Source organism: Varunaivibrio sulfuroxidans, assembly GCF_029318635.1.
In the GTDB taxonomy this organism is placed as follows: Bacteria; Pseudomonadota; Alphaproteobacteria; order Rhodospirillales; family Magnetovibrionaceae; genus Varunaivibrio; species Varunaivibrio sulfuroxidans.
On the sequence record NZ_CP119676.1, the window covers coordinates 1,957,575 to 1,974,655 of the forward strand.

The 17,081-nt window shown below is 53.1% G+C and carries 16 protein-coding genes; 9 read left to right on the forward strand and 7 right to left on the reverse strand.

What is annotated here, in order from left to right; genetic code table 11:
• Positions 1-78 precede the first annotated feature (78 nt).
• Positions 79-303, forward strand: coding sequence for a hypothetical protein (locus tag P3M64_RS09260; protein WP_132937611.1), 225 nt, complete (start codon positions 79-81; stop codon positions 301-303).
• A gap of 27 nt (positions 304-330) precedes the next feature.
• Here P3M64_RS09260 and coaE read toward each other — a convergent pair whose 3' ends face one another.
• Entirely contained in the window at positions 331-927 is a 597-nt protein-coding gene (gene coaE, locus P3M64_RS09265) for a dephospho-CoA kinase (protein ID WP_132937610.1), read from the reverse strand.
• A 10-nt stretch (positions 928-937) separates the two neighbouring features.
• Positions 938-1,846: a shikimate dehydrogenase gene (locus P3M64_RS09270; RefSeq protein WP_243644660.1), complete on the reverse strand. Its 909-nt coding sequence runs from the start codon at positions 1,844-1,846 to the stop codon at positions 938-940.
• 357 nt (positions 1,847-2,203) lie between these two features.
• On the opposite strand from P3M64_RS09270, the gene P3M64_RS09275 reads away from it, so the two are divergent.
• Positions 2,204-3,304, forward strand: a complete 1,101-nt coding sequence (locus P3M64_RS09275) for a bifunctional transcriptional activator/DNA repair enzyme AdaA (protein ID WP_243644659.1) — start codon at positions 2,204-2,206, stop codon at positions 3,302-3,304.
• 90 nt (positions 3,305-3,394) lie between these two features.
• On the opposite strand, the gene P3M64_RS09280 is transcribed toward P3M64_RS09275, so the two are convergent.
• The gene (locus P3M64_RS09280) at positions 3,395-4,054 is read right to left on the reverse strand and encodes a Maf family protein (RefSeq protein ID WP_243644658.1); all 660 of its coding nucleotides are present in this window, start codon (positions 4,052-4,054) and stop codon (positions 3,395-3,397) included.
• A gap of 19 nt (positions 4,055-4,073) precedes the next feature.
• A complete protein-coding gene (locus P3M64_RS09285) occupies positions 4,074-4,907 on the reverse strand; it encodes a pyruvate, water dikinase regulatory protein (protein ID WP_132937609.1) in 834 nt (277 codons plus the stop codon).
• A 636-nt stretch (positions 4,908-5,543) separates the two neighbouring features.
• Here P3M64_RS09285 and hemE point away from each other — a divergent pair.
• From hemE to rho, 4 genes are all read left to right on the forward strand, one after another.
• The gene (gene hemE / locus P3M64_RS09290) at positions 5,544-6,527 is read left to right on the forward strand and encodes a uroporphyrinogen decarboxylase (protein ID WP_243644687.1); all 984 of its coding nucleotides are present in this window, start codon (positions 5,544-5,546) and stop codon (positions 6,525-6,527) included.
• 6 nt (positions 6,528-6,533) lie between these two features.
• The gene (hemH, locus tag P3M64_RS09295; protein WP_132937607.1) at positions 6,534-7,601 is read left to right on the forward strand and encodes a ferrochelatase; all 1,068 of its coding nucleotides are present in this window, start codon (positions 6,534-6,536) and stop codon (positions 7,599-7,601) included.
• A 172-nt stretch (positions 7,602-7,773) separates the two neighbouring features.
• Positions 7,774-8,148: a protoporphyrinogen oxidase HemJ gene (gene hemJ, locus P3M64_RS09300; protein ID WP_243644686.1), complete on the forward strand. Its 375-nt coding sequence runs from the start codon at positions 7,774-7,776 to the stop codon at positions 8,146-8,148.
• A 249-nt stretch (positions 8,149-8,397) separates the two neighbouring features.
• Positions 8,398-9,654 (forward strand): transcription termination factor Rho, encoded by a 1,257-nt coding sequence (gene rho / locus P3M64_RS09305; RefSeq protein ID WP_132937606.1) that lies wholly within the window; start codon positions 8,398-8,400, stop codon positions 9,652-9,654.
• A 137-nt stretch (positions 9,655-9,791) separates the two neighbouring features.
• On the opposite strand, the gene P3M64_RS09310 is transcribed toward rho, so the two are convergent.
• The 3 genes from P3M64_RS09310 to P3M64_RS09320 all read right to left on the reverse strand — a co-directional run bounded on the left by P3M64_RS09310 (position 9,792) and on the right by P3M64_RS09320 (position 13,460).
• Entirely contained in the window at positions 9,792-10,766 is a 975-nt protein-coding gene (locus tag P3M64_RS09310) for a quinone oxidoreductase family protein (RefSeq protein ID WP_132937605.1), read from the reverse strand.
• A 63-nt stretch (positions 10,767-10,829) separates the two neighbouring features.
• Positions 10,830-11,363, reverse strand: coding sequence for a methylated-DNA--[protein]-cysteine S-methyltransferase (locus P3M64_RS09315; protein WP_132937604.1), 534 nt, complete (start codon positions 11,361-11,363; stop codon positions 10,830-10,832).
• A 9-nt stretch (positions 11,364-11,372) separates the two neighbouring features.
• On the reverse strand, positions 11,373-13,460 hold the full coding sequence (locus P3M64_RS09320; RefSeq protein WP_132937603.1) for a thioredoxin domain-containing protein: 2,088 nt from the start codon (positions 13,458-13,460) through the stop codon (positions 11,373-11,375).
• Between the two features lie 238 nt (positions 13,461-13,698).
• On the opposite strand from P3M64_RS09320, the gene P3M64_RS09325 reads away from it, so the two are divergent.
• The 3 genes from P3M64_RS09325 (at position 13,699) to P3M64_RS09340 (ending at position 16,787) form a co-directional block, all read left to right on the forward strand.
• Positions 13,699-13,986 (forward strand): DUF6489 family protein, encoded by a 288-nt coding sequence (locus P3M64_RS09325; protein WP_132937602.1) that lies wholly within the window; start codon positions 13,699-13,701, stop codon positions 13,984-13,986.
• 741 nt (positions 13,987-14,727) lie between these two features.
• Positions 14,728-16,122 carry a tRNA uridine-5-carboxymethylaminomethyl(34) synthesis GTPase MnmE gene (mnmE, locus tag P3M64_RS09335; RefSeq protein ID WP_132937601.1) on the forward strand — a complete coding sequence of 465 codons (1,395 nt, stop codon included), beginning with the start codon at positions 14,728-14,730 and terminating at the stop codon, positions 16,120-16,122.
• 317 nt (positions 16,123-16,439) lie between these two features.
• Positions 16,440-16,787, forward strand: coding sequence for a hypothetical protein (locus tag P3M64_RS09340; protein WP_132937600.1), 348 nt, complete (start codon positions 16,440-16,442; stop codon positions 16,785-16,787).
• The last annotated feature ends 294 nt before the right edge of the window (positions 16,788-17,081 follow it).

Genomic DNA, 17,081 nt, shown 5'->3' on the forward strand with positions numbered 1-17,081 from the left:
GTGGTTATGGAATACTACCTGCAACGCGCCCCCCCTCTGTACATTTTTTAAGGCTAACTTATAGAGGGAGGCGTTCTCATGATATCGGATATTCTCGTTTTATTTTCCGCGCCGCAGTCCGAACTCGACATGTCTCGGGCGATTTCTCGCCTCATGGAAATCGACACCTCGGTCCTGGCACACCGCAAGGAGGGAAGCGAACGCCTGCTGCTCGTTAAGTTTTCGCCGCAGACCGTTTCTCCCAACGCCATTCTTCAGGCTCTGCGCGGCGTCGGGTTTACCGTCAGCATCGCCGGTGGCTAACCCGTCGATCCCATGAAGAAAACCCCGTCATTTCACGCAGAAAACGATGTCCCGGACAATGCGCCGCACCGCGCGAAATCCGTGGGCGCGTGATAATCCGGTGGGGATTATGAAATCCGCCCGACGCCTTTTTTCTCGGTCGGATATTTGCCGGGCTAAAATAGCCCGAAAACGATGTTCGGTCATGTTCGGACGCGCGAGCACCCGGCGGCGCTGAACGGGAAGGGGCGCACTAACCACGGCGACACCGTCGCAAAGGCGCTCTCCTCCGATTTCATATAAAAGAGGGATATCGAGAACCACCAGCGGCCGTCTCTGGCGTCGCCATTTTTGAAGAAAAACCCGCCTCTCCTCATCCACCATGGGATGAAGAACCTCTTCCAGGCGTCTCAGGGCGGCGTGGTCCTCAAAAACCCGCTTCGCCAAGGCGGCGTGATCGACCGCGCCGCCACGTATTGCGGACGGAAAAAGCGCGGCGATCGGCATTACCGCCCGTCCCCCCTTGGCCATCAACCGCGCCACCGTGCGATCGGCATCGAAAACGGGAATCCCAAGACGGCGAAAATGGTGCGCCGCCGTGGATTTTCCCATTCCGATCGATCCGGTCAAGCCGAGCACAAACATCACGTTCCCTTTAACACTCAAGGCCTTTCAAAACCGCCGCGCGAAGATCGTCATCGACGGTAGGCAGGCCATCGGCGGTCCCCTCGACCGCCCCGAACCAGGCACGAAACCCGGGGCGCGCCTGGTGTAAAAGCATGCCCAGGCCGTCGATGGCGATCAGGCCGCGCGCCCGCGCCTGCGTCAATAACGGTGTCGTCAAGGGGCTGTAAACAATGTCGTTGACGACCCCGCCGGGGGCCATCGCCGTAAGTTCAATCGCCAGCGGCGGTCGCCCGTTCATGCCCAACACGGTCGTGTTCACCAGCACGCGCGCCCCATCGAGGGCGGAGTTACGCCCAGACCACGGATGGGCGGCCAAGCGGACCCCGTCGGGAATTCCCCCAAAATTCACGACATCGTCGATCAACCGTTGGGCGCGCTCCCGGGTTCTGTTGACGATTCGAATCTCGCCGACGCCCTGATCGAGCAAGGCGACGACCACCGCCCGCGCGGCGCCCCCCGCACCCAGGACGACAGCACACGTCTCCCGCCCCAAATGCCGTGGCGCACCGGATTTTAAATTTTCAAGAAAACCGAAGCCGTCGGTATTACTCCCCTCAAGGCGGCCGTTCTTACCGACGACGATGGTGTTCACCGCGCCGATCCGGCGCGCCGCCGGATCGGCGCAATCGACGATTTTAAGCGCGTTTTCCTTATGCGGAACGGTGATGTTAACCCCACGAAATCCTTTTTTTTCAAGACCACGTAACGTCTTTTTAAGATCTTCGGGGGGTGTCGCCAGGCGGACATAATCGCCCTTTATAGCGTATTTTTCGAGCCAATAGCCGTGAACTCGCGGCGACAGGGAGTGGTTCACCGGCCAGCCCACGACACCGGCGCGCGTGTACCCGTCTGAAGGCGGAATGTTATCCGGGGCCAATCGTTTTCTCCATTCAAATCTGTTTGTTATGTTTCATGATAACGGCGCCCGAAACGTTCACAACTCTAGACGATTTCACCACAGAAATTTTTTCAGGGCGCGCGGCGCGATGAGGGCCATTGCGGCAGGTTTTCCGCCTAACCCATACTTAATTTCATCTCCACCAGACGCTCAGATGAAGAGGTCCTGACCCACGTGTATCCATTACACTAACTTTGGACATTTTCCTTCGCTGGTTTCTCATCCCAGCGCGGAAAATAACCGGGAAAACCCTGGCCAAAAATAAGCTCTTTTTCAAGGACCGAACCGCGAATCTTAACAGCAATATAAAAAATACACGCCCGATTTGAGACGGACGTGAAATTTAAAATAGGCTATACCGCCGTTATGTTGTTTCAACTTCCAAACCACGAGACGCTATATGAGGCCCTTGTCGCACGGGACCCTAGCTATGATGGCCGTGCTTATGTCGGTGTAACCTCAACGGGGGTGTTTTGTCGTCTTACCTGTCCGGCACGTAAACCAAAACCGGAAAATTGTCGATTTTTCGACACGGTATCTGCTTGTATCGAGGCGGGTTTTCGTCCGTGCAATCGCTGCCATCCCCTGGCGCCTACCGCCAAAGCCGATCCGGCGATCGAAATTCTCCTCGATGCACTTGAGAAAAATCCCGGGTATCGATGGAAAGAGGACACTCTTATCACAAGGGGGTTTGATCCATCCACGGTACGCCGTACTTTTAAACGTCATTTCGGGATGACGTTTCTTGAAATGGCGCGGCTATCGCGTATCCGCAACGGATTTGAAACGCTCTCACGCGGGGGGCGTGTGATCGACGCCCAAATCGACGCCAATTTCGATTCGCCAAGCGGATTTCGCACGGCCTTTGCGCGACTTTTAGGCCAATCACCATCCAGCCTTATGGAGGGAGGATTGCTTAGGGCCGACTGGATTGAAACGCCTATCGGGGCAATGATCGCGGTCAGCGACAAATCCACGCTACACCTCCTGGAGTTTGCCGACCGTAAGGGGTTACCCACGGAACTAAAAAAATTACGGCGCCTTTCAAAAGGTGGGCTCGGCATCGGTCGCTATGGGCCGACGAATCAAATTGAGGCCGAACTTGCCGCTTATTTTCGCGCCGAGAGCGCAAAATTCGACGTCCCTTTGGCATTTCACGGCAGCGCGTTTACGCGTAGCGTTTGGGAGGTATTGCGCCAAATTCCCGTGGGAAAAATATGCAGCTACAGCGACATTGCCAAGGCTGTCGGAAAGCCGTCGGCGACCCGCGGCGTAGCGCGGGCAAATGGGGCAAACCAAATTGCCTTAGTCATTCCGTGTCACCGTGTCGTTGGCGCGGACGGATCGCTTACCGGATATGGCGGCGGGCTTTGGCGTAAACAGTACCTTATCGAGCTAGAGCGCCGCTTTACCGTATCGGCGAAAGCCAAAAAATAGATCCTGGTACTGTTGCCCTTTTTGGGGCATGACGTTAACAACGATCCGGGAAAAAATACGCGGCAGAAGAAGCGGTTCCGCTCCCATGGCTCATAATTCAAGAATGCCCCGTGTACGCAAAAAAGACAGCACCGCCAGCAGGGGAAGACCCAAAACGGTGAAATAATCGCCGTCGATCCGATCGAATAATCGCACCCCCAGACCTTCCAGGTGGTAACTTCCCACCGAACGATAGACGTCCTCTCCGGCATGATCCAAATAAAGATCGAGAGCGGACGGAGAAAGTTCGCGCATGGAAAGCCGCGCCCTTCCCACATGCCGCCAAATGATTTTACCTTGATAACAAATCACCGCGGCGCTGATCAATTCGTGGTGACGGCCCTGAAGATGCCGTAGCTGCCGACGCGCGCGCTCCCGATTCAGCGGTTTATCAAAAATTTCACCCTCGCAAGACAGGATCTGGTCGGCTCCGATGACATAGTCCTCAAAGTGGATTTTTCCGACCCGCCCGGCCTTGGCCTCCGCCAGCATAAGGGCGAGATCGTCGCCCCCGAGATCGCCGGGGGCGTTTTTTCCAGCGCTCTTCATCGCCCCTTCGTCAACGTCCGAGGCGACACATAGGTGGGATACGCCGGCATTGCTCAACAGTGTCGATCGGATCGCACTTTGCGAAGCCAGGACGATACGCGCCGCTTTTCCGCCGCCCCGGGCGATCGGGGCGACGGGCGGCAATATATTTTTGACGTTCAAATCCGTATTCCCGTCTCGTTTAGCTGTAGTGGAGATCGCGAAGGTTTTCCTGATGGCGTTGCTGAAGCTTGAGGATGGTCGAGGCCGTCTCCTCGATCGACTTGCGCGTCACGTCAATGACCGGCCAATCATGATCTTCGTAGTATTTTCGCGCGTCACCCACTTCGTGGGCCACCGTTTTGAGATCGACGTAATCACTGAGACCGCTTTGACCCAAAAGTTCGAGACGATTTTTGCGAATTTGCACCAGGCGCCGAGGATCCTTGGTCAGTCCGACGATTAGCGGATGTGTCAAGTGGTTGATTTCATCGGGAATCTTACTTCCCGGAACAATCGGAACGTTCGCCGCGCGAACGCCACGGTTGGCCAAATAGATACATGTCGGCGTTTTCGATGTTCGCGAAACCCCAAGCAAAACCACATCGGCGTCATTAAGATCGTGATAAGACTGTCCGTCGTCATGACGTAAAGCAAAATCAATTGCCTCGATGCGGGCGAAATATTCGGCGTCCATAATATGCTGGCGTCCCGGTCGGGCATGAACCTTGGCGCCCAAATATTCACCCATCGCCGTAACGACCGGATCGAGTAAATCGACACACGGAATGTTTAATTTCCGACATCCGTTTTCGAGCGGCGCACTAAGTTCTCCGTTAACCAAGGTATAAATAACAAATCCCGGTTTTTCTTGAACGGCATTAAGGACTTCCTCGATTTGGCGCGGCTTACGGATCATCGGCCACAGATGTTCCTCGGCGGTCACATCTTCGAACTGAACCAAACAGGCCCGGGAAACGACATTTAGGGTTTCACCGGTGGAATCGGAAACCAAATGAAGGTGAAATTTAATCATAAGATAAAACTTTCAAGAGGCACGCCGATCATAACGCCGATATTGAAGAGAATTGAAATGACCCTTTCAGAGGGGTTTTTTTGTGGATTATCGGTGGGATAAAATGGCGCTAACTAGGGATAACTCGGTAAAAAACGGCGATGCCTAAAAGTTATGCCTTTTCACCCCATGATCGAATCAAAAGCACCCCCTGGGGTATAACCTTTACGCTCGCATGGGAAAACGATGATAATAAGGGAAGATCGACTTTCAGTACCCGGATTTTCCACAATTATATCCCCAATCCATAACCCCGTGAAAGGCCGTTATTTTCCTTAAAATTCGTCTCTTTTTTTTATCGAAAATTAAAATTTTCCACAGCTTTTTATTTTTGCGTTTTTCCCGGATTTTAAAGATATGGAACAAACTGTGGATAATGGATAATCCCCGTTATTCACCGTACTGCCACCACCACCATCTATTTTTTATATATATAAAAAGATTGTTAGTAGAGGGGCGTTCTCCGTATCCTTAAGCCTTCATCAATATCGGACTTTCAGGCCCGTCTCCTAAGTTTTCAAGGACACCTAATTTGTGAAAAAACCCTTCCTTCGCGCCTTAAACGGAGAAACGGTCTCTCCCACGCCCCTATGGCTTATGCGTCAGGCGGGGCGATATCTTCCCGAATATATGAAGATCCGTAAAACAGCGCGTAATTTTCTCGATTTTTGCTACACGCCGGATCTTGCCGTTGAGGTTACACTTCAGCCCCTACGCCGCTATGGTTTTGACGCGGCTATTTTGTTTAGTGACATTCTGGTGATCCCCGACGCTTTAGGTCAGGACGTTTCATTTTTACCCGGCGAGGGTCCGCAACTCGATCCTATCCGAGATTTAAGTGGCCTGGAAAAATTGAACCTCCAGGATTTGCATGAACATCTGTCCCCGGTTTATGAGGTCTTGACCCGACTTTCCGGATCGCTTCCGAAAGAAACCGCCCTGATCGGGTTTTGTGGCGCGCCTTGGACGGTTGCGACCTATATGGTCGAAGGCAAGGGCAGTAAGGATTACGCCGCGACACGAAGCTGGGCCTATCGTGCTCCGAAGGAATTTTCCAGGCTGATCGATCTTTTGATTGAGGCGACATCCGCTTATTTGATCGAGCAAGTCGCGCATGGTGCGGAGGCCCTGCAAATTTTCGATAGTTGGGCGGGAATTTTGCCCGAAATGGAATTTCACCGTTGGGTGATCGACCCTACGATTGAAATTGTCCGGCGGGTGAAGGCCGCTTGTCCGGGGGTGCCGATTATCGGATTTCCTCGCGGCGCCGGCGTTTTATATCGTGATTTTGTCGCTAAAACCGGGGTAGACGCCGTGAGTCTGGATTCATCCGTTCCTCTGAAATGGGCGCGTGATCAATTACAACCCCACTGCACGGTTCAGGGAAATATGGATAATTTTCTCCTTGTCGCAGGTGGCGAGGCGATGGATAGGGAAGCGCGACGGATTGTTGATATTTTAGGATCCGGGCCGTTTGTTTTTAATCTAGGACATGGAATCGTTCCTCAAACGCCGCCCGAACATGTCACCAGATTGGTCGATGTCGTGCGTGGGGCCGAGACGGTTGGATCCGGCGGGTAAAAAACGATGAAAAAGCGCGCTGTTGTCGTTTTCAATTTAGGGGGACCCGACGCTCCGCAGAGCGTGCAGCCGTTTTTGTTCAATCTGTTTAACGACCCGGCGATTATCGCCCTACCCAATCCGCTACGATGGCTTGTTGCAAAACTGATCGCCAAGCGTCGCGCCCCCGTCGCTCGGAAAATTTATGCTCATATGGGGGGGAAATCGCCACTTTTAGAGCTTACCCGAGAACAAGCGGCGGCCCTGCAATCGGTTTTGAATGACGAAGATAAAAACGTTCAAAATTTAGTATTTATCGCCATGCGCTATTGGCGCCCCTTCAGCGATGAAACCGCCCGGGAGGTAAAAAAATTTGATCCCGACGAGATCGTTTTATTGCCGCTGTATCCTCAATTTTCGACAACGACGAGCGGATCATCAATTCGGGATTGGAAAAAATCCGCGGCGCGAATTGGTTTAAATGCGCCTACCCATGCGATTTGTTGTTATCCTGTCGATCCCGGTTTTATTGAGGCGGTCGGCGCCCGTATTGAGGACGTTCTTAATCGGGTGCGTAAGGCTTCATCGGGGATGAAAATCCGAATTCTTTTTTCAGCCCATGGATTACCAAAAAAAATTATCGATGGGGGAGATCCCTATCAATGGCAGGTTGAGCGCACGGTTAAGGCCTGTTTGGATGTATTGAACGCACGCGGTCTTGATGATTTTGATCATGCAATTTGTTACCAAAGCCGGGTCGGACCAATGCAGTGGATCGGCCCGTCTATCGAGGATGAAATTTCCCGTGCAGCCGCCGATGGCGTGGCCATTGTTGTAACGCCGATCGCTTTTGTTTCGGAACACTCCGAAACGCGTGTGGAATTGGATATTGAATATCGCGATTTTGCCGAACGCTTGGGCGTTTTATCGTATTCTCGAGTGGACACCGTGGGAACCCATCCCGCGTTTATCTCAGGATTGCGCCATTTGGTGTTTCAAGGGGCACGCTGTACCCAAGAAATATGCAGCGGATCTTGCGAGGAATCGCAATATTGCCCGCATTCCGCGATACGTTGCGCCCTGAGTAAATCGTAAATTCAATCGAATTTGAGCGCGCTTATTTGAATAAATTATAAATTCTATTTACTTTTATAAAAAATATTATATTCATTTTACTTTCTAAATATGGGAGAAAAATGTGTTTCAGATTTCGGGTGAAGCCTACCTCTGGATTAAGGCCCTTCACGTTATTTCGGTTATTGCTTGGATGGCGGGACTTTTCTACCTACCGCGGCTCTATGTGTATCACACCCAGGTACTGGCCGGATCGGAATCGTCGGAACTCTTTAAAATCATGGAAAGACGCCTTCTTCGGGCGATCATGAATCCGGCCTTGGTTTTATCGTACGTTTTTGGCGGATTGTTGCTTGCGCAGCGGGTATCCTTTTCCGATGGCTGGTTACACCTTAAATTGTTATGCGTCGCTTTGTTGACGGTCTTTCATATGGCGCTTTCGAAATGGCGTAAGGATTTTCTCAACGATAAAAATACAAAGTCCGAAGTTTTTTATCGGGCAGTCAACGAAGTTCCAACGATCTTGATGATCGTGATTGTCGTCATGGTGGTTGTAAAACCATTTTAATTTTTTTCTCTTATGTGCATCATTTTTGCTATTGCATGATTGACATATCGTTTTGATTTGGGTAAGTGTAGGGCTCCAAAAGCGTGTCAAACGATACGCGACCATCCCTCCCGTTTCTCTTTCCGCCGTCTTCGTTATTTCAACGGATGAAATTCTGCCTATCTTAATCTAGCGGAACGGGACGACCTCATAAAACGGTCCTCTTTCTTAAATCCTCCCCCCCCCTCTTCACGACGAAGCTGAAATTCAATGAACCTTAAGGAACTTAAGCAAAAATCCCCGGCCGATCTTCTTTCCTTTGCCGAGGAACTGGAAATCGAAAACGCAAGCTCGCTGCGTAAGCAGGACATGATGTTTGCAATTTTGAAGCGTCTGGCGGAGAACGGAACGGCTATTTTCGGCGACGGCGTTCTTGAGGTTCTTCAGGACGGCTTTGGATTTTTGAGGAGCCCGGAAGCGAATTACCTTCCCGGTCCGGACGATATTTATGTTTCTCCCAGTCAAGTCCGCCGTTTCGGCTTGCGTACGGGAGACACCGTCGAGGGCGAAATTCGTTCTCCCAAGGATGGGGAACGCTATTTCGCTCTGTTGAAGGTCAATGATATCAACTTTGAAGAACCGACGAAGGTTCGTCATCGTATTAATTTTGATAATCTTACCCCGCTTTATCCTGATGAACGTTTGAATCTCGAGATCGAGGATCCTGAAAACAAGGATCTGACAAGCCGGGTATTGGATTTGATTTGCCCCATCGGCAAGGGGCAACGCGCCCTCGTCGTGGCGCCGCCGCGCACCGGTAAAACCGTGATGCTGCAAAATATTGCCCACTCCCTGGCGGCCAATCATCCGGAGTGCTACCTCATTGTCCTTCTGATCGACGAACGTCCGGAAGAAGTCACGGACATGGCCCGTTCGGTAAAGGGCGAAGTCGTCAGCTCGACCTTCGACGAGCCGGCGTCGCGTCACGTTCAGGTCGCCGAGATGGTGATTCAAAAGGCTAAGCGCCTTGTCGAACATAAACGGGACGTGGTTATTTTACTCGATTCGATTACCCGCCTGGCGCGCGCCTACAACACCGTTGTGCCCAGTTCGGGAAAGGTTCTGACGGGTGGTGTGGACGCCAACGCCCTACAGCGTCCGAAGCGTTTTTTCGGCGCCGCGCGCAATGTCGAAGAGGGCGGCTCGTTGACGATTATTTCGACGGCGCTGATCGAAACCGGATCGCGCATGGACGAAGTAATTTTCGAAGAATTCAAGGGCACCGGCAACTCGGAGATCATTCTCGACCGCAAGGTTTCCGACAAGCGCATCTTCCCCGCGATCGACATCACCAAGTCGGGAACGCGAAAAGAAGAGTTACTGGTCGATAAGGGAACCCTTTCGAAAATGTGGGTCCTACGTCGGATTTTGATGCCGATGGGCGTGACCGACGCTATGGATTTCCTGATGGGAAAACTTAAAACATCGAAAAATAACGCGGATTTCTTCGATTCCATGAACAGCTAATTTGATGTATAAATATTGGATAAGTATATAATAACTTATAATGAATAAGTTATTATATATTTTGTCTGTTTTACTTCGATAAAAAGCCCTGGCGTTTTATAACGCCAGGGCTTTCTTAGGTAATACCGATGCCTTGATTATGGGAGTAACACGGTTGATCCCGTCGTTTTTCGGGCCTCCAAATCGCTGTGCGCCTGTGCGGCCTGCTTGAGGGGATAAGTCTGATTTACCTCAATTTTAACCTGACCTCCCCGCACAACTTCAAATAGCTCCGCAGCCATTGCCGCCAGATCGTCGCGTTTGGCGGTATAGGTGAAAAGAGAGGGCCGGGTCAGAAAAAGAGACCCCTTTTGACCGAGGAGGCCGGGATTGATGGGCTCGACGGGGCCGGAGGCATTGCCGAAAGTGACCATGACACCCATTGGAGCAAGACAGTCAAGAGAGCCCATGAAGGTATCCTTGCCGATGGAATCGTAAACAACAGGAACACCTGCGCCGCCGGTAATCTCACGAACTCGGTTGGTGAAGTTTTCCCGGGTGTACACGATCGGAAAATCACAGCCGTGTTGACGGGCGATTTCCGCCTTTTCATCGCTGCCGACGGTTCCGATCACCCGCGCCCCGAGATGCTTCGCCCACTGGCAGACGATTAGACCGACGCCGCCGGCCGCGGCATGAATAAGAACGGTGTCGCCGGGCTTGACCCGATATGTCCGACGCAGCAGGTATTGCGCGGTTAGTCCCTGCAACATCATCGCCGCGGCGACCGGGTCGCTAATATCGTCGGGTAGGGTAACCAGACGGTCGGCGGGGATAAGTCGGCTCTGGGCGTAAGCGCCGACGGGCTGGGCGGCATAGGCGACGCGCGCACCGGGTTTAACGTTCTCAACGCCCTCACCAACCGCGATCACCACACCGGCGCCCTCCATGCCGAGAACGGCGGGTAGGGTCAGGGGGTAAAGGCCGGTACGCATGTAAATATCAATATAATTCAGACCGACGGCCCTGTGTTCGACAAGCGCCTCTCCCGGTCCGGGAGTCGCGACGGCGATGTCTTCCCAAACCATTTTTTCGGGACCACCGTGTTCATGAATGCGGATGGCCATGGTCATGATGTTTTCCTTTTCTTCAACCGGGGGAGCCCGTCGATAGGGGTGTGAGTGCGTGCGCCGCCGTCAAACAGGGGTCGCGCGGTCCGAGATGGTACTATATTCAAATCCCACGGCCTGTTCGAGGCGCAGGAGCCTTTTTTTGGTTTCGGGCCCCGATCCCCCGGAGTAGCCGCCGAGGGCGAAGCCTTGCGCGATATTTTTGCGGCGCGGTGCGGTGGCGACGATACGGTGGCAGGGAATAACGATCGCGATGGGGTTGCTGCGGCAGGCTCCACCGACGGCGCGTGGCGACGAACTCAGACGCTTGGCGAGCGCGCCGTAGGTCAGGGTTTCTCCAAAAGGAATATCCTGCATGATCCGCCATACTTGGTGTTGAAAGGGCGTACCTTGAGGGGATAGGGGAAGGCTGAATTTTTGGCGGCGGTTTAAAAAATATTCGCCTAACTGTTTACGGGCGTTTTCGAGAAGTGGGGATGCCTGGCTACTTTTGGAGTCACTCAGGGTGGCGCCGCGACCGTACTCGATCGCAACGATTGCCCCGGCGTCGGCAAAAATGCTCAGGTCCCCCATCGGGGTTTTGACAATGGCCATATCCATGCCGCCACGTTAGCCCCCGGCGAGGGCCTTGCGCAAGTCGTCCGTGCGCGTCAGGGGAAGACCGCATGCGCCATGCTTGCAAACATAGGCCGTTGTCTTTTCATGAAGTGATTTTTTACCATAGGCAGGATGATGGGGCAGGAGGGCGTCTTCGTCCCGATGACCTAAAACCATGATGGTTCCGTAGGGGAGGGGGGCCGTCCAGGCTGCACGTATCATCGGATCTGTCTGTATTTCCGGATTTTTTCCGGTGTGTTGTAATTCTTTTGGCGCGCGCCCTCCCCTCGCCAAGGTCAGGGTCGTCCCCTTTTCCAGGATCGACCAGCCAACAATCATCGAGGGCATGTTGACCAGGGCGTTGAGGTCTTGGGGGATGGTCGCCTTAATGAGCCGGTCGGCGTGGGTGCGCAGATCGTTATCGCCCGTCAGTTGGTACAGTGTGGCCAACACCTCCAACATCACGCCATTTCCCGATGGCGCGGCGTTGTCGAAGACCGGCTTCGTCCGCGCGATCAGATCGCGCGCGGTCACATCCGAGAGGAAATAGCCGCCGTTTTGCGAATCCCAGAAACGGCGCTCGGCGCTTTTGACTAAAGTTACGGCGTGATCGAGGTACGACTTTTTGCCCGTGGCCTGATAGATCGTCAATGCGGCGCGGGCCAGATGAGCATAGTCATCGAGGACCCCCTGGTGGAGGGCGGACCCCTCGGTCCAGGTGTGATAGAGGGTGTCCTCCTCCTGCATTTCGTGGCAAATAAATGTATAAACCACAAGACCTAGTCTTACCCAATCTTCCCGATCAAAAATCATTCCAGCCTTGACCAGGGCGGTGACGGTCATGGCGTTCCAGTCGGCGAGGATTTTATCGTCTCTTTGTGGACGGGGTCTTTTGCTTCGCGTCTGTAAAAGAATTTGACGACTTTTTTCAAGGCGCTCTTCCACGATGGGCGTTTGCGTAGCGGGATTGGCGAGGCGATTTAATATGGAGTATCCCTCCCAATTTCCACTGGGTCGAACGTCGTAGGTCTCCATAAATAGGGGGGCGTGAGGGCCGAGGAGGTCGATTATTTGCTCGCTTTTCCAAATATAATACTGACCTTCGCGACCCTCGCTATCGGCATCAAGCGCACCGGCGAAGGCGAAAAGTTCGGGATCGTGCGGTGAGGAAATGCGCATCTCCGACATCAGCCAATCGATTGTTCGCGCGACGCGGTCCGCGTAAGTGGGGTTTTGTGTCTTTAGCCATACGGTACTTAGGATTTCGATCAGCTGGGCATTGTCATAAAGCATTTTTTCAAAATGCGGGGCGAGCCAAATTTCATCTGTCGAGTAGCGCGCGAATCCGCCGCCCAGATGATCGTAAATTCCCCCCAGACAAATATGATCAAGCGTCGTGCACACGCTGTCCCCTAGAGGTGAAGATCCGGTTTCGAGGTAGTGGTCCCAAAGAAAACTAAAAAAGGAAACCTGCGGAAACTTAGGCGCGCCCTGCGTTCCGCCGTGGACCGGATCCACGATACGCACCGCGGCGGTAGCGACGCGCTCGATGATATCTTCATTAATTTTCCCCCCACCGCCGAGACGAGACATTTTGTACAAGGCCTCGGTCAGGGCGGCGGCGTTTTTTTGGACGTCGTCTTGGGCGTTTTTGTAGCTGTTCTCAACACTACGAAGGATGTCGATGAATGCGGGCATCCCGTAGCGCGCTTCGGGTGGGAAGTATGTTCCGCCCCAAAAGGGGGCGCCGGTGGGTGTAAGAAACATCGTCAGCGGCCACCCGCCTTGGCGACCCATTGCCGCGAGGGCGCTTTGGTAAAGTGTATCGAGGTCCGGCCGTTCCTCGCGATCAACCTTTATGTTGATGAAATGCGCGTTCATGTATGCGGCGGTATCGGTATTTTCGAAACTTTCATGGGCCATGACATGGCACCAATGGCAGGCGGCGTAACCAATGGACAGAAGGATCGGTTTATTTTCTTTTTGCGCACGGCTTAAGGCCTTGTCGCTCCACGTTTGCCAGTGGACGGGGTTGCCGGCGTGTTGCCTGAGGTAGGGGCTGGTCTGATCTTTTAGAGTGTTTCGGCGAAGATCGCGCATTCCTTTGCTCCCTTTTTGACGCTAATGTTGTTCTGGGAATCTTCGGCGGCTTTGGACGTGGCGGTCTTCAGTGCCCGGCCCTGATCGTGATATTGTCATGCGGCCTTAGGCTTTACTTTGGGTGAATTTGTATTGGAAACAACCCTAAGTTTTTTGTCCCCTTTATCCGGGGCGCGAAGATCGGTGGGTTTTCTATTCTGGAAAATGGGGCGGGGCCGCTTTTTAGGGAGAACGATCCATGAAAATAACCATGAATATCGATTGCACGGCCGAGGAGGCGCGTGATTTTTTTGGTTTACCCGACGTAAAACCCTTACAGGAACGCTTTTTGTCCAAATTAGAAGAAAACATGGATGCTAAAATGGCGGCATTGGATCCCGATAAGATGGCGAACACATGGCTTCCTCAGTTTGTTATGGGGTCGATGAAGGGCATGGAGCAATTTCAAAAAATGTTTTTTAATCAGGGCGTCAGTACGTCGGGTGGTCCTTCCGACCCAAAAGAAGACAAAGATAAGGGCCCATGATTTTTGAGGGCTGATCGTGCTCGCTTGTGTTGGGTATGTTCGATACGTGGGCCGTGTTCCGACGGAAGAATCAAACCCTGGTTTGCGATGGCGCGCTAAAAATCAATATGGAGTGAGCGGCGTGAACAGACAAAGCGATGATCCGGCTCTATTTTACCGTTGCCATGTTTTTTGTTGTACCAATCAGCGTCCCGAAAACCATTCGCGCGGATCTTGCGCGGGGCGGGGCGGGGTCAGGTTGCGCAATTATATGAAAGCGCGGACCAAGGAACTTAAGATCGATAATGTTCGGATAAATTCTGCGGGGTGTCTTGATCGTTGCGAACTGGGGCCCGTCCTTGTTATTTACCCAGAGGGGGTTTGGTATCGCGTTCAGAATAAAGAAGATGTCGATGAGATTTTAATCCGTCATCTCATTGAGGGTACGCGTGTGACGCGCTGTCTGATCGCCCCAGAAGATGGTCCCGCTCCCCCGATGCCTCTCCAGGAGTGAGGGTGTCTCTTCAGGGGTGAAGAGCGTTAGGCCCAGGAATGAGGTTAGGACGGAAAATGAACTTTTAGGTTGGGGATGAACTGAGGGAAGACGCACCGGGGACATCTTGGATAACCGAAATTCTTGTATCGGATCGAATTCCCCTGGGTTTTTTGGAGGGGGAAACGGGTTTTTGGAATTGTTTTCTGTTGCGTGAGTTTGCGTGCCCGCCGGGTGCGGTATATGGGGCTTAAGGGTCTGTGACACAAATGAGCGATTGGACGATTTATGCCCCGGCATCGGCGCCGGGCCGTGCGGGTGTCGCGGTCTTTCGCGTCTCGGGTCCGGCATGTCGAGATGTTTTTTTTAAATTTACTGGGCAGCATCCAACGAAGCCCAGATTCGCCTACTACGTTGAACTTACCGATCCCGTCGATGGGGGGGCGATCGATGACGCCTTAGCCCTTTTTTTTCAAGGACCGGCGAGCTTTACCGGCGAGGATGTCGTTGAATTTCACGTCCATGGATCTTCGGCGGTGATGCATAAGCTGAGTGACGTCCTGTCGCGTATTCCAGGGGTCCGTCTTGCGGACCCTGGCGAATTTACGCGCCGGGCGTTTGAAAATGGAAAGATGGACCTTACCCGAGCCGAAGGTCTCGCGGACCTTATCGACGCAGAAACCGAAGCCCAGCGCAAACAGGCCCTGCGGCAATCGCGGGGCGCCCTGGCCGTGCTTTATGATGGCTGGCGCGATCGCCTGCTCTCTCAGCGGGTAAGGGTCGAGGCGCTTATTGATTTTTCCGATCAAGAGGACGTTTCCGATGCCCTGAGTGGTCCGGCCCGTGATGAGATGTACGAAATCATGCGGGAAATTGAACGCCACTTGGATGATGGGCGTCGGGGCGAGCGCCTACGTTCTGGGGTTCATCTGGCGATTGTCGGGCCACCGAACGCAGGAAAGTCTTCTTTGCTCAACGCGCTCTCTAATCGGGACGCGGCCATCGTATCGGAAAAACCGGGAACGACGCGTGATGTCATAGAACTTCGTCTGGATCTTGGTGGGTATCCCGTCGTGATTGCCGATACCGCGGGTATTCGTCGGGGTGCGGATAGCGTCGAGGAAGAGGGCGTTCGTCGGGCGAGAGTTCGCGCCGCCGAGGCGGATATTTGCCTTTTTGTGTATGATGCCTCCGATCCGGCAACTTGGGAGGGAGGAGATGCAGGGGAGAGGACAGATGTTGCGCGCAAGGAGGGTGTTCATGAGAGCATCGCACCCAGCGATATCGCCAACGTGACGCGTATCATTGTTTTTAATAAAGTTGATCGTGTTCCCGGGTTCTACCCCCCGCCGTACTCGGGAGGTCGTTCGGTGGTCATTTCGCTGAAAACCAACGAGGGAATGGAAGATCTTCTCTCCCTTCTTGAAAATAATGTTCGGACCCGGTGTGAGAGCGCCGCCGGACCCGGGATTACCCGTCAGCGCCACCGTGAATGTTTACAGGCGACACACGACCACCTACGTCGGGCCCTGGACGCTTCCGACCTGGACCTTTGCGCGGAAGACCTGCGTTTGTCCCTTAACGCGCTGGGACGAATTACCGGTCGTGTCGATGTTGAAGATCTCCTTGATGTTGTTTTTCGTGATTTTTGCATCGGCAAGTGAGGTTGCCACCTCGGCGATATTTGTAGCAATTATTTTTGGTGACGTTGGCAAGCCTTGTCCGTGCGTTTCGCCTGTGATGTCTGTAATAGTGGGGCCGCCTTCAATCGCGAGGGTCATGGACACATGGTGAGGGGGGGATAGCGACTGTTTGGTGTTTCACGTGAAACACACGCACGCCCTTTTTCCGTGCGTCCAAACGATCATAGAGGCAAAGCGGGTCCTTCATACGGCGCGCCCGCTGCGTCGAGAACGTTCGCCGATGAACCGCATCGCCTTCACGCCCCCTCCTATCGGGTGTGCCGCATGAAGGGTCATACATGCACCGTATTTTAGTTTCAGATGACGAGATTCAGAACTCATTGATTGAGGTGGAAGATCACGGATGCGGCAATGCATATCGCCGAAAAGAGTGCGCGCGCGCAGCGGCCATGGCGTGTTGCGACTCACCGCCAGTCTTTGAGTTTTCCAGACATGCTCTCGGTCTCGTGGCGCTGTTTGTAAAGGCCCGCGTCGTATTCGATCTTCCGCACGCGATTTTTCTTTGGCGCAACGCATGGCCCGAACCGGCCCAATTTCTCTTGCGTCAGACAAAAATGATCAGTCATGGGCAGGCCCTTCCGCCAACAATGAGTGAGAACGCGGTAGAGAACGCCGGAAAATTTTAATAGGTCCCGAGCCTGGATGATGCCTTAAGTCGTTTAAGGAGAGGCTGTTTAAGGAGGGCGGGGTTATGACCTTGATTTTCTCCCAATGACGGGGAAATATTTTTGAAGGGGAGATTTCTCGCCATCTATTTTCTGCACCGTATTTTTTATTCCAACGTGTTTTTACTTTGGTCATTTTTCGTTTGTGAAAAATACGGTGAAGAAATTAAAAGAAATTTCTTGTTCATGTCTTATTTTCCTCTCTCACTTATCCCCGAAACGCCTAAAAAAAGATGTCTCTTTTATTGACAGTTT

Excerpts from the sequence above, each read along its gene's own strand:
- P3M64_RS09260 (WP_132937611.1), top strand. The coding sequence starts at position 79 with ATGATATCGGATATTCTCGTTTTATTTTCCGCGCCGCAGTCCGAACTC.
- mnmE (WP_132937601.1), top strand. The coding sequence starts at position 14,728 with ATGAGCGATTGGACGATTTATGCCCCGGCATCGGCGCCGGGCCGTGCG.
- hemE (WP_243644687.1), top strand. The coding sequence starts at position 5,544 with ATGCGTCAGGCGGGGCGATATCTTCCCGAATATATGAAGATCCGTAAA.
- coaE (WP_132937610.1), bottom strand. The coding sequence starts at position 927 with ATGTTTGTGCTCGGCTTGACCGGATCGATCGGAATGGGAAAATCCACG.
- P3M64_RS09310 (WP_132937605.1), bottom strand. The coding sequence starts at position 10,766 with ATGACCATGGCCATCCGCATTCATGAACACGGTGGTCCCGAAAAAATG.
- P3M64_RS09315 (WP_132937604.1), bottom strand. The coding sequence starts at position 11,363 with ATGGATATGGCCATTGTCAAAACCCCGATGGGGGACCTGAGCATTTTT.
- P3M64_RS09340 (WP_132937600.1), top strand. The coding sequence starts at position 16,440 with ATGCACCGTATTTTAGTTTCAGATGACGAGATTCAGAACTCATTGATT.
- P3M64_RS09285 (WP_132937609.1), bottom strand. The coding sequence starts at position 4,907 with ATGATTAAATTTCACCTTCATTTGGTTTCCGATTCCACCGGTGAAACC.
- hemH (WP_132937607.1), top strand. The coding sequence starts at position 6,534 with ATGAAAAAGCGCGCTGTTGTCGTTTTCAATTTAGGGGGACCCGACGCT.
- hemJ (WP_243644686.1), top strand. The coding sequence starts at position 7,774 with ATGGCGGGACTTTTCTACCTACCGCGGCTCTATGTGTATCACACCCAG.
- P3M64_RS09325 (WP_132937602.1), top strand. The coding sequence starts at position 13,699 with ATGAAAATAACCATGAATATCGATTGCACGGCCGAGGAGGCGCGTGAT.
- P3M64_RS09320 (WP_132937603.1), bottom strand. The coding sequence starts at position 13,460 with ATGCGCGATCTTCGCCGAAACACTCTAAAAGATCAGACCAGCCCCTAC.
- rho (WP_132937606.1), top strand. The coding sequence starts at position 8,398 with ATGAACCTTAAGGAACTTAAGCAAAAATCCCCGGCCGATCTTCTTTCC.